The sequence below is a fragment of the Candidatus Pelagibacter sp. PS_41 genome (assembly GCF_059417725.1).
The window spans coordinates 71,427-94,642 of sequence record NZ_CM182062.1 but is presented as its reverse complement, the minus strand read 5'-3'; the positions used below and the strand labels follow the sequence as shown (position 1 = coordinate 94,642).

Below are 23,216 nucleotides of genomic sequence, written 5' to 3'. Positions count from 1 at the left end.
ATATATATATTTAAAAATGAATATTGATATTAAACTTCACAAAGGGGATCTACCAGAAGATTTAGATTTAGGCAATATTATTGCTGTTGATGGAGAGTTTATGGGGCTGAACGTTAAGCGTGATCCCTTGTGTCTAATACAAATATCAACTGGTAATTCAGATGCACATATAATTCAGCTAGACCGAAAAAACTATATTGCACCTAATTTAAATAAAGTGCTATCAAATGAAAAGATTACAAAAATATTCCATTATGGAAGAGCTGATATAGCGCATATTAAACATTATCTAAAAACAGAAACTAAAAATATTCTAGATACAAAAATTGCATCAAAACTAGCTAGATCTTATTCAGATAGTCACTCTCTTAAAACTTTAATTAAAGAATTTATGAATATTGATGTTAGCAAACAATTTCAAAGTTCAGATTTTGGTGGTGAATTATCACCTGCTCAACTTAAATATTGTGCTAATGATGTTATTTATTTGCACAAAATACATGGGGAGTTAAATAAAATTCTAGTTAGAGAAAAACGAATTGATTTATACAATGATTGCTTAAAATTTTTAAAAACAAGAGTTGATCTTGATTTAGCTTTATTCAAAGATGATATATGGGCTCACTAGATAAAAAAAAAAATTATAAAAAAATTGCAAAAGAAGTAATAGACTTAGAAATAAAAGCTCTAAAAAAGTTGAAGACCTCAATAGATAGTTCTTTTAATGAAGCCATTGAGGCTATTACAAATTGCCAATCAAAAGTAATTCTGTGTGGAGTTGGAAAAAGTGGTTTAATAGCGGCTAAAATATCAGCTACTCTCTCATCTGTAGGAACACCTTCATTTTGTGTATCTGCTAACGATTGTTTACATGGTGATTTGGGCAGTATATCCAAAAAAGATGTTCTTATCCTAATAAGTAATTCTGGAAAAACAGAAGAGCTAAAACCAATAATTCATTATGCAAATAGAAATAAAATAAAATTAATTGGAATAGTTTCAAAGAAAAATTCTATCTTATACAAGGCTTCAGATATAAAACTGCTAATACCTGAGGTTAATGAAGCAGGCCTATCTATAGTTCCAACTTCAAGTACTATTGCACAGTTGGCACTAGGAGACTCCATATCAATAGCAACTTTAAACAAAAAAAAATTTAGTAAATTTGATTTTTCAAGATTTCATCCAGCTGGAAGCTTGGGCGCTCAACTAAAAACGGTTGGGGATTTAATGCTGACAAAGGATAAGATACCCTTCATAAATGAAAATCAAAATATGGCTAATGCTCTAAAAATAATAACAGAAAAGAAACTTGGCTTATTAGTTGTAAAAAATTCAAAGGGTAACACAATTGGGATAATAACTGATGGAAATATTAGAAGAATAGGTCAAAATAATTCAAATATTCATAAATTAAATGTTAAAAAGGTTATGACTAAAAATCCTATAACAATTAATATAGATACATTGGCAGCAAAAGCTTTGAGAATTATGAATGAAAAGAAAATAACAAGCTTGTGCGTTAATAAAAAAAATAATAGGAAAACAATTGGAATAATTCACATTCATAATATTCTTCAAGCGAACATTGAATAAATGAAATATAAAATAATAATTCAAATTATATTCATTATAATTTTTTTTACTATTATGTTTCTATTTTATTATAAATATTTTTCATCAAATAACGTCTCAACAATCTTACCAAATGATAACTTGGACTCTAAAGATCTACAAACAAATAATAATCTAATAAAAGATTTAACTTATCAAACTACTGACATTAATGGTAATAAATATTATATTTTTTCTGAGTATGGAGAAGTGAATGTTGCTAATTCTGAAATTATTATAATGAAAAATGTTTCAGCAAAAATTGAAATATTTAATAAAGATACCATTCATATAAATTCATTATCAGCAAGATACAATACCTCAAACTATGAAACAAATTTTAATAAAAAAGTGAAATTAAAATATTTAGATCATAAAATTTTTTCGGATAATATGGACTTGTCTTTCCAAAAAAAATTGGCATGGTTATATGAAAATGTGAATTATAAAGGTTTAGATTATGAGCTTTTTGCTGATAAGATAGAAATTGATTTAATAACAAAAAACTCTAAAATATTTGAGAAAAATACTAAAAAAGTAAAAATTATTAAAAAATAAAGATGGCAATAATTAAAAAATTTAGAATAAAATCTTTTAAAGAAAATAAACCTTTAATTAAATTAGAAAAAATTTCTTTATCCTTTGGTAAAAGACAAATTTTAGATAATATTAGTTTTAGCATAAATAGTGGTGAAATTTTAGGTATGCTTGGACCAAATGGAGTTGGTAAATCTACTTTATTCAATTTAATAATTGGTCTACTAAAACCCGATTTTGGTTCTATAATAGTTAATGGAGAAAATGTTTTAGATTATCCCATATCAGAAAGAACAAAAAAATTTAAAATTGGCTATGTTCCTCAATATGGTGGGTATTTTCATGACCTTACTTTGTTAGAAAACTTAAAAGCAGTAAGTGAAGTACTCATAGATAATAAAAATGACCGAAATACAAAAATAGATTATTTAATTTCTAGATTTGAGTTAGACTCCGTACTAAATATACAGGCAAAATTTTTATCTGGAGGTCAAAAAAAAAAGTTAGTCATTGCTATGGCATTGATGAGTGACCCCAAGGTTCTACTTTTAGATGAATGCTTTGCAGCTCTTGACGTGATGACAATTAAGATGCTTCAAGAACTAATTGTTAGTCTTCAATCTGAAAAAAATATTTGCATCTGCATATGTGATCATCAAGCAAGAGATCTTCTTTCGTGTGTTGATGTTGCAATAGTTATGTCTAATTGTAAGATTGTAGCTAAAGGTACACCATCAATGCTTATTAATGATACGAAGGCAAAAACAGCATATTTTGGAAATTCATTCAAAATTAATTAATAAATTATAAATGCCAAGCTATTTATCTATCAATAAAAGAATAGATAGTTTTAATAAAAAAATTATTGTAAGTGGTGACAAAAGTTTATCTATTAGGTGGGTTCTTTTAGCATCACAAGCTATTGGAAAATCCAAAGCTTATAATTTATTGATGTCTGAAGATGTTATTGCTGCATTAGAGGCTATAAAAAAATTAGGAATAAAAGTATTAATTAAAAAAGAATATTGTGAAATATTAGGAAAAGGTCTTAATAATTTTACATACAAGAATGGCTTAGTAATTGATGCTAAAAATTCTGGAACGCTTGGAAGATTAATATTGGGCTTATTAATCAAATCAACAAAAAAAATAAAATTAATAGGTGATAAAAGTCTCTCGAAAAGAGATTTTTCAAGAGTAACGGAACCGCTTAAAAAATTTGGTGCCAAGTTTCACTATAAGGTAAAAAATAAATTGCCTCTATCAATTATAGGATCCCATAATTCAAAAGATATCCATTATGTAGAGAACAAAGGATCCGCTCAGTGTAAAAGTTGTGTCATGTTGGCGGCGCTTAACTCATCAGGAACAACATACATAAAAGCAAAAAAATCAAGAAATCATACAGAATTACTTTTTAAATATCTTAAAGTGCCTATCAAAATAAAAAAAACAAAAAAATATGATTTCATAAATATAATCAATCCAAAAAAAATTAATGCATTTAACTATAATATTCCAGGAGATATAAGCTCTAGTGCTTTTTTTATGGTTCTTACAATATTGTCTGAAAATTCTAAACTTTTAATTAAAAATATTAACATTAACTCCTCTAGAATAGGTGTGATTACTATTTTAAAAAAGATGGGTGCTAAAATTTCATTAAAGAATAAAAGAAATTATAAAGGTGAAAAAATTTCTGATATTCTAATACGAAGCTCAAAAAACCTTAAAGGAATAAACTGTCCTTCAGAATTGAATGGTAGTGCTATAGATGAGTTTCTAATTATTTTTATTGCTGCAGCTAAAGCTAAAGGAATTTCTTACTTCAAGGATATATCTGAGCTTAATCAAAAAGAAAGTCCAAGATTAAATTTGGGATCTAAAATTTTGAATATGATGGGTGTAAAAACTAAGCTAACTAAAAGTTCAATAAAAATTTATGGTCAACCAAATTTAGAAATCACAAAAAAAATTGTTATTAAGAATTATTTAAAAGATCATAGAATTTTTATGATGAGTACTATTGCAGCTTTAACATGTGGGGGAGTATGGAAAATTCATGATAAAGATTCTATAAATACATCTTTTCCATCTTTTTTAAAATTAATCAAAAATATAAACAGTAAATCTCTATGAAATTAAAAAAAAAAATTAAAGTTGCAATTGACTCTCCAGCAGCTGCTGGAGCAGGCACCCAAGCAAAATTAATTTCTAAACATTTTAATTTATTTTATTTAGATACAGGAAAAATTTATAGATTAATTGCTAGTATAAAATTAACCCAGCCTAAAAAATATGGACACACATTAATTAAAAAGAAAATGAGCCAACTAACTATAAAAGATTTGCAGAACAAAAAGCTTTTATCTGACGAAGTTGGTACTATGGCTTCTATTATATCAAAAGATAAGAAAATAAGAAAACTTGTTCATGCTTTTCAAATTAAGAGTGCTTATCATCCCCCAAAAAAGTATAATGGTTCATGTTTGGATGGAAGAGATATTACCTATAAGATAATTCCAGACGCAGATTTTAAATTTTTTATAACAGCAAGTTCAAAAACTAGAGCGCTAAGAAGGTATAAAGAGCTAAAGAGTTCTAATAAGAAAATATTTTTTAATGATATATTAAAAAGCATTAAAAAACGTGATAAAAGTGATTATAATAGGACAATATCACCATTAAAGAAAACGCAAGATTCGATCTTGATTAATACTACAAATTTAACTAAAAGAGCATGCTTTTTAAAAATTAAACAAATTATGGATAGGAAACTCAAAGCTTAATGGAAATTTATAAAGACCTTTCAAACCCTGCATCAAAAGAATTCGAACAGCTACTTAACTCACAGTTTACTAAAACAGCAAGCCTTGAAGAAGGAAAAATAATTACAGGTGTAGTAAACAAAGTAACTGAAAACTTTGTTTTTCTTGAAGTTCCTGGTTTAAAATCTGAACCAATCCTAGATATAAATGAATTAAAAAGCATGGGTATGCTTGATAAAGCAAAAGTAGGTGAAAAAATTTCAGTACTTCTTGAGAGATTAGAGGATAAAAAAGGTGAAGTTTTAGTTTCTGCTTCTAAAGCACAAAAAATTCAGGGATGGGATAAGCTTGTTGAGGCTTATGAAAAAAATGAGCCCATAATGGGAAAAATTACAGGACGTGTTAAAGGTGGTTGTATTGTTGAACATATAGATACAGGGTCTTTAATGTTTTTACCTGGTTCACAGATATCAGATAAGCCCCTAAAAGATATTAGTCACTTAATGAATGAGCCACAAAAGTTTGCTCTTATTAAATTAGATAAAGTTAGAGGAAATGCCTGTGTTTCAAGAAGGGAAATTATTTCATCTTTCAAAAAAGAAGATAAAATTAAAATTATAGAAAAATTCAAAGTTGGAGATATTATTAAAGGTGCAGAAGTAAAAGGCTATAGTTCATTTGGATGTTTCTTCAGTGTTAATGGAGAGTTAGATGTTCTGGTTCACTTACAAGAAATATCTTATTCAAGAGTAAATCATCCTGACGAAGTTTTCACAATAGGTGAAAAACATGATTTACTTGTAATTTCTGTGGATAAAGAAAAATTACAAGTTGGTTGTTCAGTGAAACAACTTTCGAAAGATCCATTTGAAAATATATCTAACTACGAACTAAAGAAAATTTATAAAGTCAAAGTAGTTAAATTAATGGATTTTGGTGCATTCTGTGAGCTTGAAAAAGGTTTATCAACATTACTACATTCAAGTGAGTTAAGTTGGACTAAAAAAAATATATCTGCAAAAAAAATGTTTAAAGTTGGTGATGAGATAGATTGTGTAATTACTGAAATTGATAAGGAAAAAAGAAGAGTTGCGATTTCACATCGTCTAACTACTGAAAATCCATTCGAAACTTTTGAAAATAAATATCCTATTGGATCTGAGGTTGAGGGAGAAGTAGCAAGTAAAAATGAATACTCAATTTTCTTAAAAATTAATGGATTAGATATTGATGCATTTCTTCACTGCAACGACCTCACATATTTAAATAATGGTGAAGAGGAATTAGCTAAATATAAAATTGGTGATAAATTAAAGGTTAAAGTTCTAGAAGTAAAAGCTGCAGAACAAAAAGTTAGAGTTGGTCTAAGACAAACTCAGCCAGACCCATTTGATTGGTTTAATGATAAAAAAGTTAAACAAGCTATTACAGTTAAGATCATTTCAGCTGACAATAAAGGGCTTGTTGTAAGACCCGAAGGTTGTGAAATGGATTTCATCATCAAAAAATCTGCAATAGCTATTAATGCTGCAGACGCTAGACCAGCTAGATTTACTGGTGGAGAAAGAATTGATTGCGCAATAGCAGAGCTGGATTTAGAGAAAAGAAAAGCAACACTTAGTATAAAATTACTTGAAGAAATTGAGAGAAAAGATGCGTTAGAAAAATATGGTGCTGAAGGATCAGGAAAAAATCTTCCCTTCTCATCTCTTTCTGATGACTTAGAGAAAAAGAAAAAAGAAGACGAATAAAAATTGGCTATTGTAAAATCAAAACTTCTAAAACAATTAGCAAAAAACTACCCAAATTTTTTAAAAAAAGACTTAGAAAAATTTACCAATATAATTCTTAACGAGATTAAATTTGCTCTTAAACGGGGTGATCGAGTTGAGTTGAGAGGTTTTGGGGTTTTTTCTACCAATATTCAAAAAGCAAGAATATCTAGAAATCCTAAGACTGGTGAAAAAGTAAATACCCCCCAAAAAAAAACAATTCACTTTAAAATGGCGAAAGATATGTTTAAAAAATTAAACAATGAAGAATAAAAATATTTTTGTAGCCTGTGATGTATCAAGTCAAAAAGAAATATTAGATTTATTAGAATTAATTCATAAAGACATATCCGGCATAAAAATTGGGCTTCAATATATTACACAAAGAAGTCCCAATGAAATAAGAGAGCTTTCAAAATTTAATAAACCTATATTTTATGATGGTAAATTTTTTGACATTAAGAACACACTAGTTGAGTCTATTAAGTCTCTTGAGGAACTTAATGTAAAATATGCAACAGTACATTTGTTGAATGGTTTGGATGCTCTTAAAGCTGCAAATCTAGCTGCTAAAAATATTAATATAAACCTCTTAGGTGTTTCAGTTTTAACAAGTTTTGGAGATGAAGATCTATCTAAATTAGGTTTTAATAATAAAGTTGAGGATCAAGTAAAAACTTTAGTTAAGATTGCAATGGATGCAAATTTATATGGAGTCATTTGTAGTCCACTTGAAATAAAAATGATTAAATCTATTGCACCAAAACTTAAATGCTTTACCCCAGGAATTAGAATGGATGACTTAAAAGATGATCAAAAAAGAACTCTTACTGCTAATGAGGCAATCGAAGAAGGTAGTGATTGTTTAATTATTGGCAGACCTATTACTAAAGGTAACCCAAAAGAAAATTTAAAAAATATCCTTTCATCAATTAAATAAATGAAGTCTAAAATTTGTGGAATCTCAGATTCTAAAACATTAATTCATTTAACAAATCACTCTTACCCTCCTCAATATATCGGTTTCATTGTCAATTACCCAAAATCTAAAAGATTTGTTCCCTACGAAAAGCTTAAGCAAATTTTAAATGTAGATAAAAAAAAATCAAAATATGTAGCTGTATTAGTTAAACCAAATGAAAATATTCTAGAGGAAATAAAAAATTTACCTTTTGATTATTATCAGATTTATGACGCTACCCCATCTGAAATTAATTTAATTAAACAAACTTATAAAAAAAAAATTATTGTTTCTCTAACTATTAACAGTAAAGAAGATGTGATGAAATATTTAGACTACCATGATATTGCAGATATAATTTTATTCGATAGCAAGGGTTATGAAAAAAGCATGTCTTTTGATCATCAATTAATTCAAGATATTAAAATCAACAAAGAATTGATGTTAGCTGGAAATATTCAAGTTGAGGATAACCTTGAAAAATATAAAAAAATAGCTGATATTATAGATATTTCTGGTGGCCTAGAAACATCTGGAATAAAAGATATTTCAAAAATAAATAATTTTTTAGATAAAATAAAACGGGTTAATAATGAAACTTAAAAAGAAAATTCCTTTAATAGACCAGCATGATAAAAGTGGATTTTGGGGAGGAAAATTTGGTGGAAACTATATACCTGAAACTTTAAAAAAGCCTGTTGAAGACTTAACGATATTATTTCAAAAACTAAGACGTGATAAGAGGTTTCTCAAACAAAGAGATCTATATTTTAAAAATTATATAGGCTCTCCTACTTCATTTATAAAACTTAAAAACCTATCTAAGCATCTGAGAGGGGCTCAAATATATGCTAAAATGGTATCTGAGGCGAACGGAGGTGCTCATAAAATCTATAATGCAACAGTGCACTGCCTTATTGCCAAAAAGGCAGGAAAAAAATACGTCGTTGGTGATACTGGTGCGGGCTATGCTGGAAAAATGCTAAGTATGGCAGCAAAAAAATTTGGTCTTAAATGTAAAATTTTTATGGGAGCAAAGGATATAAAAAGACAAAAACCAAATGTAGATGCAATGAAAAAAAATGGTGCTGAGGTGGTACCTGTTTACTCTGGAAGTCAAACATTGGTTGATGCTGTAAGTGAGTGTATGCGTTACTGGGTTTCAAATTGTGATAATACTCATATGTGTGTTGGTTCAACTGTTGGTCCAAACATTTTTGTTAAAATTTGTGGTTGGAGTACTGCTCAAATTTCAAGAGAACTAAAAATTCAAATTAAATCAGAATTCAAAAAAATTCCAAAGAAGATTAAACTAATTAATTGTGTGGGTGGTGGAAGTTCAGCTTATGGATTTTGGAGTGAATTTATTGACTATGATAAAAAACAAATTGAGTTAATAGGTGTTGAAGCTGGTGGACCAAAAAAATCAAAATTACATGCCGCTCCTTTAACAAACGGAGCTAAACTTGGTATTTTACATGGTGCGGCTGCTTATGTTTGTCAAAACAATGAAGGTCAGATTAACGATACTGCGTCTATTTCTGCTGGACTAGATTACCCTGGCGTATCACCTATTCACTGTTTTTTAAAAGATACCAAGAGAGCTAGATACACATCAGCAACTGATGAGGCTGCATTAAATGCTTATCAATTAGTCACAAAACTTGAAAAAATAAATCCTAGTTTAGAACCAAGTCATGCTTTTGCAGAAGCTATAAAAATTGCTCCTAAATTAAGTAAAGATACAATTATTATAGTAAACTCGTGTGGGGATGCAAAAAAAGATCGTGATATTTTAAAAGCAAGATTGGGGAGAATTAAATAGTATGTCTTTAATTAATCTTGCATTTAAAAAAATTAAAAATGAAAAAAGACCTGCATTACTAACTTACACAGTAGCTGGAGATAACACTAAAAAGAAATCCCTTGAGATACTAAAGTCAATTGCAGCTTATGCTGATATTTGTGAGATAGGGTTTCCACACAACACTCCAATTGCTGATGGGGGTCAAATACAATCTAGTGCTTATAGGGCCTTAAAAAATGGAATTAAAATTAAAGATGTTTTTTCAATTGTAAAAGACTTTAAAAAATTTTATAAAACTAAACCTGTAATATTGATGGGTTACTATAATATGATCTATCAATATGGAGATAGTAATTTTATAAATATTTGTAAAAAAGTTGGCGTTGATGGATTAATTGTTGTTGACCTTCCCTATCCTGAAAATAAAGAATTTGCAAAAAAATGTAAAAAAAAAAATATTAGTTTTATTCAGTTATTATCCCCAACTACCTCTACTAATAGGATGAAACAAATTGTCAAAGACTCACATGATATGGTCTATTATATAAGTATGCTATCAACAACAGGTGGTAAACTTAAAGTTTCACCAAAAGTTATTCTGGATAGATATAATAAAATTAAAAAATTAAATAAAAATAAAAATATTGTAATCGGATTTGGAATTACTGAAAAAACAATAGCATCACTGCGAAAAGCCGATGGATTAGTTGTGGGTAGCGCTTTATGCAAAGAAATATCAAATTCAATAAAAAAAAGACAAAATCCTGTCACAAATGTAACTAATATTGTAAAAAGATTAAAGAATAAAATATTATGAATTGGATAAAAAAAACTTTACGTTTTGGTGAAAAAATAAAAACAATTATTAAGCAACGTGCCAGTAAAGCTGAAATTGCTAACAGTGATTGGACCTCATGTTGTAAAGGACCAATTTTAAAAAAAGATTTAGAAGATAATTTATGGGTTTGTCCCTCTTGTAATAAACATCATAGAATTAGTCCCCGTCGAAGATTTGATATAATTTTTGGGAAAAATAATTATGAAGTTTTAAAAACTCCAATACCTCAAGACGATCCTTTAGAATGGCATGACTCAAAGCCATATAAAGATAGGTTAAAATCTGCGAGAAAAAAAACGGGTATGGAATGTGGAATGATGGTAATTAACACAAACATTCAAAGTATAAAAATGACAGTTATATCATCTGATTTTGATTTTGTAGGTGGATCTATTGGCGCTGCTGAAGGTGAAGCTTTTTTATACGGTATTCAGCATGCTATTGAGAACCAACAACCTTTTGTAGTTTTTACTTCTGGTGGGGGAATGAGAATGATGGAAAGTCTTATTTCATTAAGTCAAATGACTCGAACAACTTTAGCTATTAATGAACTTAAAAAGAATAATCTTCCTTATATAGTTGTATTAACGGACCCAACCGCTGGAGGTATAACAGCATCATATGCAATGCTCGGTGATATACATATCGCTGAACCAGGTGCTTTAATAGCTTTTGCTGGAGCTCGTGTAATCCAAGGAACCGTTCGAGAAGAATTGCCGGTTGGCTTTCAAAGAAGTGAATATGTTGAAAAAACTGGTTTTGTAGATTTAATAGTTGAAAGAAAAGATTTAAGAGAAAAAATTAGAGTATTATTATCAATATTGTTAAAGAAAAATTCTGCTATAAATTCAGCTACAAATGAAACTTCAGAAGATAGTAGAACACTTACAAAAGCTGCATCCTAAAGAAATAGATCTTAGTTTAGATCGTGTTAAAGAACTCTGTAAAAAATTAGGTAATCCCCAAGACAAAATCAAAGCTATATCTGTAGTGGGTACCAATGGTAAGAACAGCACAATTAATGCAATCTTTTCTATTTTAAAAGAAGCTAACTTCAAATGTAATGTTTACACAAGTCCTCATATTCTAAAAATAAATGAAAGATTTGTCTTCAATAATGAGCAATTAAGTGATGATGAGTTAGCTGATTTATTTGAAGAAGTAGAAAGTATCAATGAAAATAAACCCATTACATTTTTTGAAATATTAACAGCATCTTATTTTTATAAAGCTGTTCAATACCCAGATAATATTAATCTTATAGAAGCTGGCTTATTTCACCGGTTTGATGCAACTAATATACTAAAAGAAAACTTAGCTAGTGTTGTATGTTCGTGTTCTATTGACCACACAGACTGGCTACCAAAAGATGAAAGAACAATTGAAAAAATTATATTTGAAAAAACATCTACACTTTTAAATTCAAATATTATTGTAGCTAAACAAAGCGCTAAAGAGACAATGAATTGTATTAAAAAAACTATCTCTCAAAACCCATCTGGTAAAGTATTTTTTAATGATGATTTTAGTTACTCAATTAATGAAAATGGTTTCTTCTATTATGAGGATAAATTAGGTGGATTAAAACTTCCAAAGCCTAATGTTCTTGGTCAATATCAATTAGAAAATATTTCAACTGCAATAGCGACCTTAAGAACCTTGGATATTGGTATCAAGGACGAACATATTCAAAGAGGTGTTACAAAAATATCTAGCTTAGCAAGACTTCAGGAAATTAAATCTGGTAAATTAAAAGAGTTAGTTAAAAACAATAAATTAATAGTTGATGGAAGCCACAATGAAGGTGGTGCTAAAGCATTAAATGAATATCTTCAAACCTTAGATTGTAACAAACATGTTATTATTGGAATGATGGCAAACAAAGAACATGAAAAATATATCAATTACTTTAAAGATGTTTCATCTATAACCACCATAGATTTAAAAACTCAACCAAACTCTATTAGTGGAAAAGATTTAAAAGAGAAATTTAAAAGTATGCCTAATGTTCAATATCAACCAGATATTAAGCAAGCTATTAAATCGATTGATTTAAAAGAAGGTGATCTTTTATTAATTACAGGATCTTTGTATGGTGCCGCTGAAGTATTAAATTTAAATTAGATATTTTTATCTAAAAACTCTTTCATTTGACTTTCGGCCACTCCTCCAACCTTCCTGTCAATTTCTACACCTTTTTTATAAACAATAACGGTGGGCACGCCTCTTATTCCGGCAGCCGAACCTGTGTTAATTCCACCATTTTCAATATCAGCATAATAGAAACTAGCTTTATCTTTATAATTTTCAGATAACTTTTCCATAATCGGCCGCAAACTTTTACACGGCATGCACCATTCTGCAGAAAATTGCACAATAGAAACATCCTCATTTTTTATTTTTGTTTCAAATTGTTCGTCTTGAAAGTCAATTAGCATATTAGTTTTATAAATTTTTATTCTATTAATTCAATATCAAAAAGGTATTTTTTTGTTTAATTCACAAAATAGTTATGCTTGTTCATATTTTTTCTGTATTCCTTCAACAAATTCGTTAATTTCATCCAAAAACTTAAGTTTTTCCTCATCTTTTTCATTTGTGTATCTTTCCCTTAAATTATCACATTCATAATAAAATTCTTTGCATGTCCACCATTTCTCTTTTTCATCGCTTAAAATTCTTTCAGCTATTCCTCTTTTAATCGCCTTATACATATCTGGTGGTAACGTTTCTGGTGACTCTTGATATATTATTTTTTTTCCAAAACTCACCATTCTCTCATCCTCAAATTTATCTAATAATATTAATTTATCCTTCCATGACGCTACATGCCATTTTGGAAATAAAGCTGTATCTTTTTGAGGTGTAAATTTTTTGTAAATAGTTTCTTCAGCTAGTAAATCAACCTGTGAGTCAAATTGAGCTTTTTCTTCAGCAGCTTCTCGTAATGCGGTTAAAACATTTTGAGAGAATTTTTCATTACTATTTACTAATTTTGCACGCTCTTTAATTAGATCGGGATCAAGATTGCTATATGGTTCAACTTGCAGTCCATAACTTGCATCTAAAATTATAGGAGCTTTATTTGATCGTATAGTTCTTAAAAATTTTAATTTTTTAATAGCACTTTTAAGTTCAGAAATTGACATATTAAATAATGGGATCGGATCAATTTTAAGATCAAACGCTTGGCCCCACTGATAGATTGGATGAATGCAATATTTTGGGTGGAGTGGTGCTACTACAAATCTATAATTTTTACCAAAATGATATTCAGCTAATGTAAATATCTTTTCAGTTTTAAATATCGTCTCAGTGTCACTCTTGTTTGCTGTTCTTAAAAATGTATCCCAAGTCTGAGGTTGATTTTTTTTAATTAATCCTAAAACCTTAACCGTTAATTCTGCATCAAATAAAGCACTATGGGCACCACTTGATTCAAAGCCATTCATTCTAGCTAACGACTCTAGCTTCATTACAGGATTACCTTTTGCATTTATTTCAGTTTTGACAACACTTTCATCGACTGCATGAGCACCTCTTGCAATATTTAAACCATCATGTCTTTTGTTGGGAGTTGCATTGGTGATATAAGGATATCTAATTCCTCTAAAAAATTCGTTTCTTATCATCTCATCATCAAAGCCAATGTTTGACCAACCCATGAATATTGCTGGGCTCCATTTTTTAAATGTGGCTTCTAACTGAGATAACATTTGGTAGTGACTTAAATTTCCTTTAGTTAATAAATCAACACTAGTTTTGTTAACTATTAATGCCATTGCTTGAGGAACTTCTCCTTCTGGCAATCTACATCTAAAATTAAAACGATCTAATTCTTTAAAATTTGGGTCAACTAAAATACCCCCTACTTCAATAATACTTCCCCATGAAGTATTGGCTGAACTACTTTCTATATCCCAAATTGCTAAATTCATATTAGTTCATATTCTGTTGATGATAGTATTGTTCTACTTTTTCTAAAAACTTATTTTGATATTCTTCTAGTTTTTCGCCTTGAATTCTAAAGTCTTGGAATAAATTATCTACAGTACAAAGTAAAACAATTCCTTGGTTTATTTTTGAATTATGGACAACGTTATGAGCCAATGAATAAGCACCTAATTGAAGATAATAGTCCTCAATAAACTCTTCTTTTTTTGGTTTATTGGACTGTTTAAAATCTATAATAGTTTCTTGTCCTTCATACACACCTACTGCATCACATGTGCCCGCGTATTTGCCTGGATAATATAATGTTGCTTCAACACCATAAATTTCTGACAATTTTCCTTTAATACCTTGTTCGATAATTTCATCTGCCATTTTTTTAGATTTACTAGCCTCTTCTTCTATTAGCTCTAAATTTAATTGACCTAATAAGTATTTTTCTAAATGAGAATGCATTGATGTGCCTCTGCTTGAAGCATCATTTTTAATTCTATTCGCTTCTGCAACACCTACTCTTGCTTTCCAATTTGCAAGGGATGCTTTTTTTTCTTCACTTTGTGTTGCTTGTAATATGGAAGTTACCGATGGAAGTTTTTCTTGATTAACTGAATACATTCTTGAACCACTTACAATTGACCTCATAGATTTTGGATAAGTAAATTTATTATTCCATTGCATATATTTTGTTATAAGCGTTATTTAGAAAAAAAAGAAATTAATTTTTGGCTTGTTTTGAATGGTCAACAAATTTTTCTACATTTTCTGTTTGAATTGCTTTTTCGATTTGTTCAGGATCTTTAATATTCTCTAACGTTCTAGTAATTGATCTTGCGTCTGTCCCAAACTTGTCAACAACCATCATTGCTTCTTCTAATTTTTTTCTTAAAGCAACTATATTTTCAAAATGTTTTCCAAATCTTGAGCTAATTGTTTTTAAATGATCATAAATTTCTGTTGCACCTTTTTGAACCTTTAGAGATTGAAAGCCCATATGTAGTGATTGCAGATATGCTGAAAGTGTATTTGGTCCACAAATTACAACTTTATGTTTTTTCATTAACTCTTGAATTAATAATTCTTTGCTAGTTGGGTCTTGGTATTCAGTTAGTTCTTTATATAAACTTTCAGTTGGCGCATAAACAATTGCAAAATCTGTAGTTTTAGGAGGAACAATATATTTCTCATTAACACTTTTAGCTTTAGCTTTAAAAGCAGTGGCTAATTTTGCTCTGGCATCTGCAACAGCTCTTTTATCATCCGCGTCATAACCATCAGTAATAGCTTTAAATTTTTCTACTGGGAAATGACTATCCACTGGAACTAGAACATCGCCTTGAAGCTTAATTGCAAATTCAACATTTTCACTTGTGTCCTCTTTCATCTTAACATTGGTCATAAATTGAGAAGCAGGTAATAAGTCTTTAATCAGCGAATCTAATGAAAACTCTGCAAGTGTTCCATATTTTTTAACTCCAGCCAAAATTTTTGTTATACCTTCTTGGCTTTTATTTAATAACTCTACTTGGTTATTGAAGTTACCAACTTTTTCATCAACTTTTGTTAAAGCTTCTGTCATATCTTTAGTAACCCCAGTTGATAGATTGTTAAACGAGGTCGACATAGATCCTAGAGAAGTATTAATAGTAGTATTTAAGGTATCTTTTAATGAGGTGATTTCGGTTTTTAAATTTGCTATTTCTTCATTTTCCTTATTTTCACTTACATCATTAGGTTTTGATCTTAAATTTAGATAAAGAATTGAAGATGCTATGCCAACTAATATGATCAGTAAAATTACTAAGATTATATCCATGATTCTATTATATTATTTTATAGTAAAAATTTGATTAATATATTTAAATATTTACAATTAAATTATGGACTTAATCTTAGTATTCAAAATAATATTTATCATTGCAATTATCGTTGCATCCTATGCTGTAATTAGAAATCTTGATATTATTAGGATTATTTTGATTTATTGGAAAGATCTAATTCTTCGAAAGTAGTTTAACTAGTTTTTTAACTTCTGGTTTTTTTACAGATGATTTAGATATCATCATGCAAGCTACAGATTCTAAAATTTCACCATCTTTTAAAATACGTAAGTTATTAGCTTTTAAAGTCTCACCAGTTGAAGATATATCTGTAATAATTTCGCTTGATCCTGTGAAAGGATAAGCTTCAGTTGCCCCTAAACTTCCAACTAACTTAAATTGAGTAACTCCTTTTGAAAATAAAAATTCTCTAGTTAAATTTGGATATTTTGTTGCTACTCTTAGTCTTTTCTTTTTCTTATCTTTAAACTCAAATGCAATTTCTTCTAAATCTGCAACGGTTTGAACATCTATCCATGGGTCTGGTATTGCAACAACTAAAGTTGCTTTTCCAAAATTATACTTTTTAGATACGCTAACTTTATTTTGAATATTTACTTCACTCTCTTTTAATAAATCATAACCTGAAAATCCAAGGTCTAATGAACCATCTGCAAGTCTCTCTATAATCTCTCGTGCATGTAAATATAAAGCTTTAACGTGAGACAATTGTTTTATCGATCCTAATAAATCTCTTTCTCCTCGTTCAGAAATCAGATTAAATTTATTCTTTTTAAATATTTTTAGAACATCTTTTCTAAGTCTACCTTTGCTTGGAATACCAATATTAATTATATTTTTTTTCATTAGTAATTTAAATTTAAGGCAGCTCCTACTGCAGCTACTTGATTTTTTGAACCTAAATCAGAAATTAATTTATCGTATCTTCCACCGTTAATTATATTTCTATTCTTTGACTTAGACTTAATATCAATTTTAAATACCATGCCCGTGTAATATTCTAGTTGTCTTCCAAATGAAGCAGAAAAAACTACATTTAGTTTTGAAATTTTATTTTTTGAAGTTGGAAAATATTTTTGATCAACTGCTAAATTAATCTTGTTTTTTTTAAAAAATTTATTTAGTTCATTTGCAGCTTTATTAATTGGACATTTGATTTTAAGAAACTCTTTTATAATCTTTGATATATTTTTACCCTTACTAGCTCCTCTCGGGTCTCTAATTTTATTATCAAACCTTTTTAAAATTTCATTAATTGATCGACCTGCAATAACTTTAGACTGACCCTCTTTTAGCATTTTAAAATATCTTTTTTTGTCAATCTCAACGATTGTGGGATCAACATCTGAGTTAGTCTCTAATCTTTTTAAAAGATCATTAAAATATTTCTCCCTCCAAAAATGCCTTGATAATCTTAACTTCCATCGCTTTGGAATATCTAGTTTTGAAATTAACAAATTAAAAATTTCAACATTGCCAATTGTTAATGTACCTGATGTATATTTTATATTTTGAAGTGATTTTAAGGATGTATTAATGATATCTTTGTCATCATTCTTTTCATTTTTTGACCCAATGATTTCAAATCCAACTTGATCTCTAATTATAGAGTCTTTTTTATTCTGTGATTTTCTATAAGCTTGGCCACTGTAAAAAATCTTCTCTTTTCCCTTTAAATTATTTTCTAAATATCTAAGACATGATGCAATGGTTAAATCAGGTCTTAAACAAAGTTCACTTCCATTTTGATCTATGAATGAAAATATAAATTTTCTAAAGTTTTCACCTGATCTTTGAACAATATGGTTAGCTTCAATTACTGAAGGTAAATCAATATACTTAAATCCTTTAGATTTTACTGATCTAAGGATATTTTCAGATAAGTTTTTTGACTTCATTAATTAAATCAGCTTTTGGAATTGTTCGATTATTTTCACCTTTAACACCTTTAAGGTTTTTAATAGTGACTGTGTTGTCATTAAACTCATTTTCTCCACAAATTATCGCAACTGGTAATTTACGTTTATTTGCAAAGGTTAATTGTTTACCTAGATTTTTTTTGCTATCTAAAAAAATTTCAGCATTAATATTATTATCTCTTAACTGATCAACTAATTCATAATAATTTTTTAGGTATTTTTCATCCATTACACAGACTAAAACTGGTTTTTGATCCTCTATTTTAATTTGATCTAGTTGCATTAAAGCAAATAATAATCTGTCAACACCAAAACTTATTCCTGTTCCTGGAATATCAACACCTCTAAATCTTGATATCAATTTTGCATAAGCTCCCCCTGAACATATGCTTCCAATATCTACTTCTTTGCCTTTATTGTTTGAGACTTTAAAATTTAAATTAGTCTCTACAATAAAGTCAGAATAATAAGCAAGGCCTCTAACGATTGTAAAATTAGTTTTAACCCGATTTAAATTTGATCCATATCCAAGTACTTCAAATACATTTTCTAACTCACTTATTCCTTCTTGGGATAATGGATTTTTTAAAGTTTGTTTTAGTTCTTTTAAATCTTTTATTTTTAGAAAATTTAATATTTGTGCTGCTTGATCATCAGATAACTCAGCTCCTTTAGTAATGGCGCCACTTTGATCTTTTCTCTCTTTTTTTAATAAATCTTCAACTCCCTTTAAGCCAAACCCTGGTTTATCTAATTTATCGATTGCTCTGATAACTTTTATTTGTTTTTCTTCAGAAATTTTTAATTCATCAATTAAACCTTGTACAATTTTTCTATTACTCACATTGATTGTAAATTGATCTTTGTTTAAACCACAATCTGATAATGTGCTTGATATTAAATTACAAAGTTCTGCATTAGCTTGAGCAGGATTAACGTTTCCAACAATATCAAAGTCTGCTTGCATAAATTCTCTGTAACGGCCATTTCCAGCTTTTTCATTACGAAATACATTTTGGATTTGATACCGCTTAAAAATAGATGGAAGTTCTTGATTGTTTTCAGCTACAAATCTTGCAAGTGGGCTTGATAAATCATATCGAAGCGTAATACTTTTTTCACCATCTTGGAACGAGAATACATCAGACATAGGATTAGCCTCATCTTCTGCAAGAAAAGATCCTATGTTTTCACTAATTTCAAACGAAGGGGTTTCAAGAGCTTCTGCTCCAAACTTAATAAAATTATTCTCAATAGCTTTTAATAGCTTTTTTTTGAGAAGAAGTTTTTTATCCCAACGATCTTCAAATCCTGAAGGTAATCCAGGAACTAATTTATTTTCTTTATTCATTTTTTGGTACCCGGGCTGAGAATCGAACTCAAACTTAAAGTTCCACAAACTTTCGTGCTAACCGTTACACCACCCAGGCATTCCTTGTTTTTATATTATTTTTGTGTGGATTAAAAATTATATTATAAATAAATAGCCTACAGGCTATGGAAACAGATTCTATGAGTACTTCTTGAAGTCTCTCTATATGTAATATTTATAATCATGAGCATCTTTTAGACAATAAATTATAATTTTCAATACCTAAATACAAAAAGGACGTTATCTTATTTTTCAAAGATAAAACGCCCTTTAAAATATGTAATATTAAAGAACTAATCTATTTTTTTTAGATTTATTGCTGAAGGGCCTTTTGGGCCATCCTCCATCTCAAATTCTAATTTATCACCTTCGTTAAGAAAACGCATACCAGCATTTTTGACAGCGGATGCGTGAACGAATGCATCTTTTTCTTTGTCGTCTCTTTCAATAAAGCCATAGCCTTTTTTGCCATTAAACCACTTTACCGTTCCTTTTAGCGTGCTCATTTTTACTTATCCTTTTATTATTTATATGAAAAAAATTATTTTATTTTTTTAATCATTTCAATAGGAAATTAAAAAATGGATATTCAAGGTATGGTGCCTCGAGCATGATTCGCACATGCGACACAAGCCTTTTCAGGGCTCTGCTCTACTCCTGAGCTACCGAGGCATTTGTTTACCCTCTAAAAGTGATCCGACCTTTAGTTAAGTCGTAAGGTGTTATTTCGACTTGAACCTTATCACCTTGAAGTATTCTAATTCTGTTCTTACGCAATTTGCCTGCAGCATGAGCTGTTACAATATGACCATTCTCTAACTTTACTCTAAACATTGCATTTGGTAATAAATCCTCAACAATTCCTGAGAACGAAAGCATTTCTTGTTTTGACAAATTTATTTTCTCCTAATTCTTTTTTCTACTGACTTAGCGTGTCCTACTAAACCTTCGTAGTTTGCAAGTGTTATAACCGATGGTCCAAGGGTTTCAATCCCTTTTTTTGATAGGTTTATATATGAAATTCTTTTATAAAATTCATTAACACTAATGCCACTGGAATATCTTGCTGAAGAATTAGTTGGCAAAACGTGGTTGGAGCCCGCATTATAATCTGTCATAGCCATGACTGCATATTTCCCTAAACAGATAGATCCTGAATTTCTAATTTTTCCTACCATTTTTTTATAGCTCTTAATATTTAATTCTAAATGTTCGGGTGCAATTTTATTTACTGTTTCAATAATTTTTTGATCTGACTGCATGTGAATTAAAATTCCATTATTACGTAAACTATTTTTTGCAATTTGTGATCTAGGCAACTTTTTTAATTGCTTAATAATTTCATCATTAACTCTTTTAATAATTTTTTTATCTTTTGAAATTAATATGCATTGGGCAAGACTATCGTGCTCTGCTTGGCCTATTAAATCACTTGCAACCCATTCAGGATTTGAAAACTTATCACAAACAATTGTAACTTCTGAAGGGCCTGCAATCATACCTTCAATTCCAACATCTCCAAAAACTTCTTTCTTAGCTGCCGCAACATAAGAGTTTCCTGGACCAACAATTTTATCAACTTTTTTAATTTTCGTAGTGCCATATGCCAAAGCTGCGATAGCAGAAGGTCCACCTATGGAATAAATCTCTCTAATTTTACATTTTTTTGCAGCATATAATACTGCGGGATTTTGAACCCCTTTTTGTCCAGGATTAATCATGACAAGTCTTTTTACCCCAGCAACAATTGCTGGCACCGCATTCATTAAAACACTTGAGGGATATGATGCTGTAGAGCCAGGCACATAAATAGCAACCGCTTCAATGGGCACATATTTATATTCAAGCTTGTTGTTTAAATTATCAGTATAAGAAATATTTTTAAATTTTTGAAATGAATGAAATTTATAAATTCGACTATAAGCAAGATCAATTGCTTTCTTCACTTTTGGATCTAGAGATTTAATAAGTCGATTAATCTTTTCTTTATTTGGAGCAATTATACTATTTTTATTAAATCTTTTTTCATATTTTAAAATAGCTTTATCACCATTTACTTTAACATCTTTTATAATTTTAATAACTGAAGCTGAGCTAAGTTGAATTTTATTTTTTCTTTTAGATAATAAATTATCTAAAATATTATCAAAGTTTTTATTTTTACTGTCTAATATTTTAATCATTAATTAGCTTTATTTTGATCATCTAGGGTTACTTCAATTATCTCAGCTGACAATGCAATATATGCATTATTTTCAAAAATTAAATTTATTTCGTAATTTTCATTATTTTTTAAATAATCTATGCCAATTAACTCCAATTCTTCATCTGAATTGTTTTGTTTTATATTTTTAGACTTAACTTTATCTACAAATTCAAACTTGCAAATACTGTTAACTTTTTTATCTTTTTCATCTGTTTCTATTTTTAATCTATTAAGCGAGAGTAAAAAAACTTTGTTTAACGGAAGGTATTTTATGTTCTCAATCTTAACTTTGGCCCCAGAACAGCATGCAGATATTAACTGTAATCCCTCATTATCTGTAGCTATTATTTTTGATAAATATTTTTTATCCATTAGTTAATTCTCTTAATTTTAGCTCCTACTTTTCTTAACTTCTTTTCTAAGTCTTCATAGCCTCTATCAAGGTGATAAATTCTACTAATTGTTGTTTTTCCTTTAGCACATAGAGCTGCCAAAACTAATGAGGCGGAAGCTCTTAAGTCAGTTGCCATAACCTGGGCTCCTTTGAATATTGTATTTCCCTCTATTATTGCCTGATTACCTTTAACTTCAATCTTTGCATCCATTCTTTTTAACTCTGAAACGCTTTGAAAACGATTTGCAAAAATATCCTCTTTAATTGTTGATTTTTTATTTGCCTTACATAACAATACCATCAATTGCGATTGCAAATCTGTTGGAAACCCTGGATAAGGCGACGTCTTAATATTTATATTCTTAATCTTTTTATTACCTTGAATAATGATTTCATTCTTCTTTTGAATAATTTTTGCACCAATTTTTTTTAAAACATTAATTTCTGTTTTAAGAATATCCGTTTCTATTCCTGTTAATTTTAAATTACCCTGATTAACTGCTGCTGCTACAAGCATAGTGCCAGCTTCAATTCTATCAAACATTATTTTATAGTTTGACTGTTTAAAAGTTTTTATACCTATAATTTTAACCTGTCTTCTTCCGGTCCAAACAATCTTCGCACCAATACTACAAAGAAAATTTGATAAATCTTTAATTTCTGGTTCTATTGCACAATTAGACAGAACAGTTTGACCTTTTGCTAAACAAGCAGCAATCATTAAATTTTCAGTAGCGCCAACAGAAATTTTTGGAAATTTAATTTTTGCTCCTACTAAACCATTTTTAGCTTTTGCATTTATATATCCATCAACTAATTTATATTTTACACCCATCTTTTTTAATGCCTCCAAATGAATATCGATAGGTCTAAATCCTAAATTGCAACCACCAGGAATTGAAGCTCTAGCCTTTCCAAATCTTGCTAATAATGGTCCTAATACTATAATGCCTGCTCTCATTGTTGACATTAGATCATAACTAGCTTCAGCTTTTATTATTTTGTCATTTTGAATTATTAATGAGTTTTTATTTTTTAACACCTTCACTTTAGAGCCCATAGACTCTAAAAGTTTAATCATCGTCTCAACATCTTTAACCCTTGGTATGTTTGTTAAAGATATTCTTTTATCTGATAATAATGTTGCAGCTAAAATAGGAAGAGATGCATTTTTCGAGCCAGAAATTTTAACTTGTCCTTTGAGCTTTGCTGCTCCAAAGACTTCCAATTTTTTCATGA

26 protein-coding genes and 2 tRNA genes are annotated in these 23,216 nt (G+C 29.1%); 14 read left to right on the top strand and 14 right to left on the bottom strand.

The window, feature by feature from the left end; all coding sequences use genetic code 11:
- Positions 1–16: 16 nt before the first annotated feature.
- From AC5SL8_RS00520 to AC5SL8_RS00455, 14 genes are read left to right on the top strand one after another with little or no spacing between them, the layout of a single operon-like run.
- Positions 17–628, top strand: a complete 612-nt coding sequence (locus AC5SL8_RS00520; RefSeq protein WP_494580042.1) for a ribonuclease D — start codon at positions 17–19, stop codon at positions 626–628.
- Positions 616–1,596, top strand: a complete 981-nt coding sequence (locus AC5SL8_RS00515; RefSeq protein WP_494580040.1) for a KpsF/GutQ family sugar-phosphate isomerase — start codon at positions 616–618, stop codon at positions 1,594–1,596. The genes AC5SL8_RS00520 and AC5SL8_RS00515 overlap by 13 nt, the downstream gene beginning before the upstream one ends.
- Positions 1,597–2,172 carry an LPS export ABC transporter periplasmic protein LptC gene (lptC, locus tag AC5SL8_RS00510; protein WP_494580038.1) on the top strand — a complete coding sequence of 192 codons (576 nt, stop codon included), beginning with the start codon at positions 1,597–1,599 and terminating at the stop codon, positions 2,170–2,172.
- 2 nt (positions 2,173–2,174) lie between these two features.
- Positions 2,175–2,951: an ATP-binding cassette domain-containing protein gene (locus AC5SL8_RS00505; protein WP_494580037.1), complete on the top strand. Its 777-nt coding sequence runs from the start codon at positions 2,175–2,177 to the stop codon at positions 2,949–2,951.
- 10 nt (positions 2,952–2,961) lie between these two features.
- Positions 2,962–4,290, top strand: coding sequence for a 3-phosphoshikimate 1-carboxyvinyltransferase (aroA, locus tag AC5SL8_RS00500; protein WP_494580035.1), 1,329 nt, complete (start codon positions 2,962–2,964; stop codon positions 4,288–4,290).
- Complete coding sequence (locus tag AC5SL8_RS00495; RefSeq protein WP_494580033.1) at positions 4,287–4,940, top strand: (d)CMP kinase; 654 nt, start codon at positions 4,287–4,289, stop codon at positions 4,938–4,940. Before aroA ends, AC5SL8_RS00495 begins: the two co-directional genes overlap by 4 nt.
- A complete protein-coding gene (locus tag AC5SL8_RS00490; protein ID WP_494580031.1) occupies positions 4,940–6,670 on the top strand; it encodes a S1 RNA-binding domain-containing protein in 1,731 nt (576 codons plus the stop codon). The genes AC5SL8_RS00495 and AC5SL8_RS00490 overlap by 1 nt, the downstream gene beginning before the upstream one ends.
- 3 nt (positions 6,671–6,673) lie before the next feature.
- Positions 6,674–6,964: an HU family DNA-binding protein gene (locus AC5SL8_RS00485; RefSeq protein ID WP_271516542.1), complete on the top strand. Its 291-nt coding sequence runs from the start codon at positions 6,674–6,676 to the stop codon at positions 6,962–6,964.
- Positions 6,954–7,631: an orotidine-5'-phosphate decarboxylase gene (gene pyrF, locus AC5SL8_RS00480; protein WP_494580029.1), complete on the top strand. Its 678-nt coding sequence runs from the start codon at positions 6,954–6,956 to the stop codon at positions 7,629–7,631. Before AC5SL8_RS00485 ends, pyrF begins: the two co-directional genes overlap by 11 nt.
- The gene (locus tag AC5SL8_RS00475) at positions 7,632–8,255 is read left to right on the top strand and encodes a phosphoribosylanthranilate isomerase (protein WP_494580027.1); all 624 of its coding nucleotides are present in this window, start codon (positions 7,632–7,634) and stop codon (positions 8,253–8,255) included. It begins immediately after the preceding gene.
- The gene (gene trpB, locus AC5SL8_RS00470; RefSeq protein ID WP_494580025.1) at positions 8,245–9,477 is read left to right on the top strand and encodes a tryptophan synthase subunit beta; all 1,233 of its coding nucleotides are present in this window, start codon (positions 8,245–8,247) and stop codon (positions 9,475–9,477) included. Before AC5SL8_RS00475 ends, trpB begins: the two co-directional genes overlap by 11 nt.
- 1 nt (position 9,478) lies before the next feature.
- The gene (trpA, locus tag AC5SL8_RS00465; protein ID WP_494580023.1) at positions 9,479–10,276 is read left to right on the top strand and encodes a tryptophan synthase subunit alpha; all 798 of its coding nucleotides are present in this window, start codon (positions 9,479–9,481) and stop codon (positions 10,274–10,276) included.
- Positions 10,273–11,202, top strand: coding sequence for an acetyl-CoA carboxylase carboxyltransferase subunit beta (locus AC5SL8_RS00460; protein WP_494580022.1), 930 nt, complete (start codon positions 10,273–10,275; stop codon positions 11,200–11,202). Before trpA ends, AC5SL8_RS00460 begins: the two co-directional genes overlap by 4 nt.
- Entirely contained in the window at positions 11,156–12,421 is a 1,266-nt protein-coding gene (locus AC5SL8_RS00455) for a bifunctional folylpolyglutamate synthase/dihydrofolate synthase (RefSeq protein ID WP_494580020.1), read from the top strand. The genes AC5SL8_RS00460 and AC5SL8_RS00455 overlap by 47 nt, the downstream gene beginning before the upstream one ends.
- On the opposite strand, the gene AC5SL8_RS00450 is transcribed toward AC5SL8_RS00455, so the two are convergent.
- The 14 genes from AC5SL8_RS00450 to murA form a co-directional block, all read right to left on the bottom strand.
- Positions 12,418–12,735 carry a thioredoxin family protein gene (locus AC5SL8_RS00450; RefSeq protein WP_494580018.1) on the bottom strand — a complete coding sequence of 106 codons (318 nt, stop codon included), beginning with the start codon at positions 12,733–12,735 and terminating at the stop codon, positions 12,418–12,420. The genes AC5SL8_RS00455 and AC5SL8_RS00450 overlap by 4 nt on opposite strands.
- A gap of 72 nt (positions 12,736–12,807) precedes the next feature.
- Entirely contained in the window at positions 12,808–14,235 is a 1,428-nt protein-coding gene (locus tag AC5SL8_RS00445; RefSeq protein ID WP_494580016.1) for an exonuclease domain-containing protein, read from the bottom strand.
- Between the two features lies 1 nt (position 14,236).
- On the bottom strand, positions 14,237–14,926 hold the full coding sequence (locus tag AC5SL8_RS00440) for a hypothetical protein (protein WP_494580015.1): 690 nt from the start codon (positions 14,924–14,926) through the stop codon (positions 14,237–14,239).
- Positions 14,927–14,963: 37 nt separating this feature from the next.
- The gene (locus AC5SL8_RS00435; protein WP_494580014.1) at positions 14,964–16,061 is read right to left on the bottom strand and encodes a DNA recombination protein RmuC; all 1,098 of its coding nucleotides are present in this window, start codon (positions 16,059–16,061) and stop codon (positions 14,964–14,966) included.
- 178 nt (positions 16,062–16,239) lie between these two features.
- Positions 16,240–16,932: an ATP phosphoribosyltransferase gene (gene hisG / locus AC5SL8_RS00430; RefSeq protein ID WP_494580013.1), complete on the bottom strand. Its 693-nt coding sequence runs from the start codon at positions 16,930–16,932 to the stop codon at positions 16,240–16,242.
- Positions 16,932–17,984: an ATP phosphoribosyltransferase regulatory subunit gene (locus tag AC5SL8_RS00425; protein WP_494580012.1), complete on the bottom strand. Its 1,053-nt coding sequence runs from the start codon at positions 17,982–17,984 to the stop codon at positions 16,932–16,934. Before AC5SL8_RS00425 ends, hisG begins: the two co-directional genes overlap by 1 nt.
- On the bottom strand, positions 17,962–19,356 hold the full coding sequence (hisS, locus tag AC5SL8_RS00420; RefSeq protein WP_494580010.1) for a histidine--tRNA ligase: 1,395 nt from the start codon (positions 19,354–19,356) through the stop codon (positions 17,962–17,964). Before hisS ends, AC5SL8_RS00425 begins: the two co-directional genes overlap by 23 nt.
- 4 nt (positions 19,357–19,360) lie before the next feature.
- Positions 19,361–19,435: transfer RNA gene (locus AC5SL8_RS00415), tRNA-His, on the bottom strand.
- A gap of 235 nt (positions 19,436–19,670) precedes the next feature.
- Positions 19,671–19,883 (bottom strand): cold-shock protein, encoded by a 213-nt coding sequence (locus AC5SL8_RS00410; RefSeq protein WP_271516577.1) that lies wholly within the window; start codon positions 19,881–19,883, stop codon positions 19,671–19,673.
- A gap of 91 nt (positions 19,884–19,974) precedes the next feature.
- Positions 19,975–20,049: transfer RNA gene (locus AC5SL8_RS00405), tRNA-Phe, on the bottom strand.
- Between the two features lie 6 nt (positions 20,050–20,055).
- Positions 20,056–20,271 (bottom strand): translation initiation factor IF-1, encoded by a 216-nt coding sequence (gene infA, locus AC5SL8_RS00400; RefSeq protein WP_494580008.1) that lies wholly within the window; start codon positions 20,269–20,271, stop codon positions 20,056–20,058.
- A 2-nt stretch (positions 20,272–20,273) separates the two neighbouring features.
- The gene (gene hisD / locus AC5SL8_RS00395; RefSeq protein ID WP_494580007.1) at positions 20,274–21,560 is read right to left on the bottom strand and encodes a histidinol dehydrogenase; all 1,287 of its coding nucleotides are present in this window, start codon (positions 21,558–21,560) and stop codon (positions 20,274–20,276) included.
- Positions 21,560–21,955, bottom strand: a complete 396-nt coding sequence (locus AC5SL8_RS00390; RefSeq protein WP_494580006.1) for a DUF2948 family protein — start codon at positions 21,953–21,955, stop codon at positions 21,560–21,562. Before AC5SL8_RS00390 ends, hisD begins: the two co-directional genes overlap by 1 nt.
- Positions 21,955–23,214 (bottom strand): UDP-N-acetylglucosamine 1-carboxyvinyltransferase, encoded by a 1,260-nt coding sequence (gene murA / locus AC5SL8_RS00385; RefSeq protein ID WP_494580004.1) that lies wholly within the window; start codon positions 23,212–23,214, stop codon positions 21,955–21,957. Before murA ends, AC5SL8_RS00390 begins: the two co-directional genes overlap by 1 nt.
- Between the last annotated feature and the right edge of the window lie 2 nt (positions 23,215–23,216).

Coding starts and splice junctions, on each gene's coding strand:
- AC5SL8_RS00455 (WP_494580020.1), top strand. CDS start 11,156: ATGAAACTTCAGAAGATAGTAGAACACTTACAAAAGCTGCATCCTAAA.
- hisD (WP_494580007.1), bottom strand. CDS start 21,560: ATGATTAAAATATTAGACAGTAAAAATAAAAACTTTGATAATATTTTA.
- AC5SL8_RS00460 (WP_494580022.1), top strand. CDS start 10,273: ATGAATTGGATAAAAAAAACTTTACGTTTTGGTGAAAAAATAAAAACA.
- lptC (WP_494580038.1), top strand. CDS start 1,597: ATGAAATATAAAATAATAATTCAAATTATATTCATTATAATTTTTTTT.
- AC5SL8_RS00435 (WP_494580014.1), bottom strand. CDS start 16,061: ATGGATATAATCTTAGTAATTTTACTGATCATATTAGTTGGCATAGCA.
- AC5SL8_RS00475 (WP_494580027.1), top strand. CDS start 7,632: ATGAAGTCTAAAATTTGTGGAATCTCAGATTCTAAAACATTAATTCAT.
- AC5SL8_RS00505 (WP_494580037.1), top strand. CDS start 2,175: ATGGCAATAATTAAAAAATTTAGAATAAAATCTTTTAAAGAAAATAAA.
- AC5SL8_RS00450 (WP_494580018.1), bottom strand. CDS start 12,735: ATGCTAATTGACTTTCAAGACGAACAATTTGAAACAAAAATAAAAAAT.
- AC5SL8_RS00520 (WP_494580042.1), top strand. CDS start 17: ATGAATATTGATATTAAACTTCACAAAGGGGATCTACCAGAAGATTTA.
- aroA (WP_494580035.1), top strand. CDS start 2,962: ATGCCAAGCTATTTATCTATCAATAAAAGAATAGATAGTTTTAATAAA.
- AC5SL8_RS00445 (WP_494580016.1), bottom strand. CDS start 14,235: ATGAATTTAGCAATTTGGGATATAGAAAGTAGTTCAGCCAATACTTCA.
- hisS (WP_494580010.1), bottom strand. CDS start 19,356: ATGAATAAAGAAAATAAATTAGTTCCTGGATTACCTTCAGGATTTGAA.
- hisG (WP_494580013.1), bottom strand. CDS start 16,932: ATGAAAAAAAATATAATTAATATTGGTATTCCAAGCAAAGGTAGACTT.
- pyrF (WP_494580029.1), top strand. CDS start 6,954: ATGAAGAATAAAAATATTTTTGTAGCCTGTGATGTATCAAGTCAAAAA.
- AC5SL8_RS00515 (WP_494580040.1), top strand. CDS start 616: ATGGGCTCACTAGATAAAAAAAAAAATTATAAAAAAATTGCAAAAGAA.
- trpB (WP_494580025.1), top strand. CDS start 8,245: ATGAAACTTAAAAAGAAAATTCCTTTAATAGACCAGCATGATAAAAGT.
- AC5SL8_RS00490 (WP_494580031.1), top strand. CDS start 4,940: ATGGAAATTTATAAAGACCTTTCAAACCCTGCATCAAAAGAATTCGAA.
- murA (WP_494580004.1), bottom strand. CDS start 23,214: ATGAAAAAATTGGAAGTCTTTGGAGCAGCAAAGCTCAAAGGACAAGTT.
- AC5SL8_RS00440 (WP_494580015.1), bottom strand. CDS start 14,926: ATGCAATGGAATAATAAATTTACTTATCCAAAATCTATGAGGTCAATT.
- AC5SL8_RS00425 (WP_494580012.1), bottom strand. CDS start 17,984: ATGAAGTCAAAAAACTTATCTGAAAATATCCTTAGATCAGTAAAATCT.
- trpA (WP_494580023.1), top strand. CDS start 9,479: ATGTCTTTAATTAATCTTGCATTTAAAAAAATTAAAAATGAAAAAAGA.
- AC5SL8_RS00390 (WP_494580006.1), bottom strand. CDS start 21,955: ATGGATAAAAAATATTTATCAAAAATAATAGCTACAGATAATGAGGGA.
- AC5SL8_RS00410 (WP_271516577.1), bottom strand. CDS start 19,883: ATGAGCACGCTAAAAGGAACGGTAAAGTGGTTTAATGGCAAAAAAGGC.
- AC5SL8_RS00495 (WP_494580033.1), top strand. CDS start 4,287: ATGAAATTAAAAAAAAAAATTAAAGTTGCAATTGACTCTCCAGCAGCT.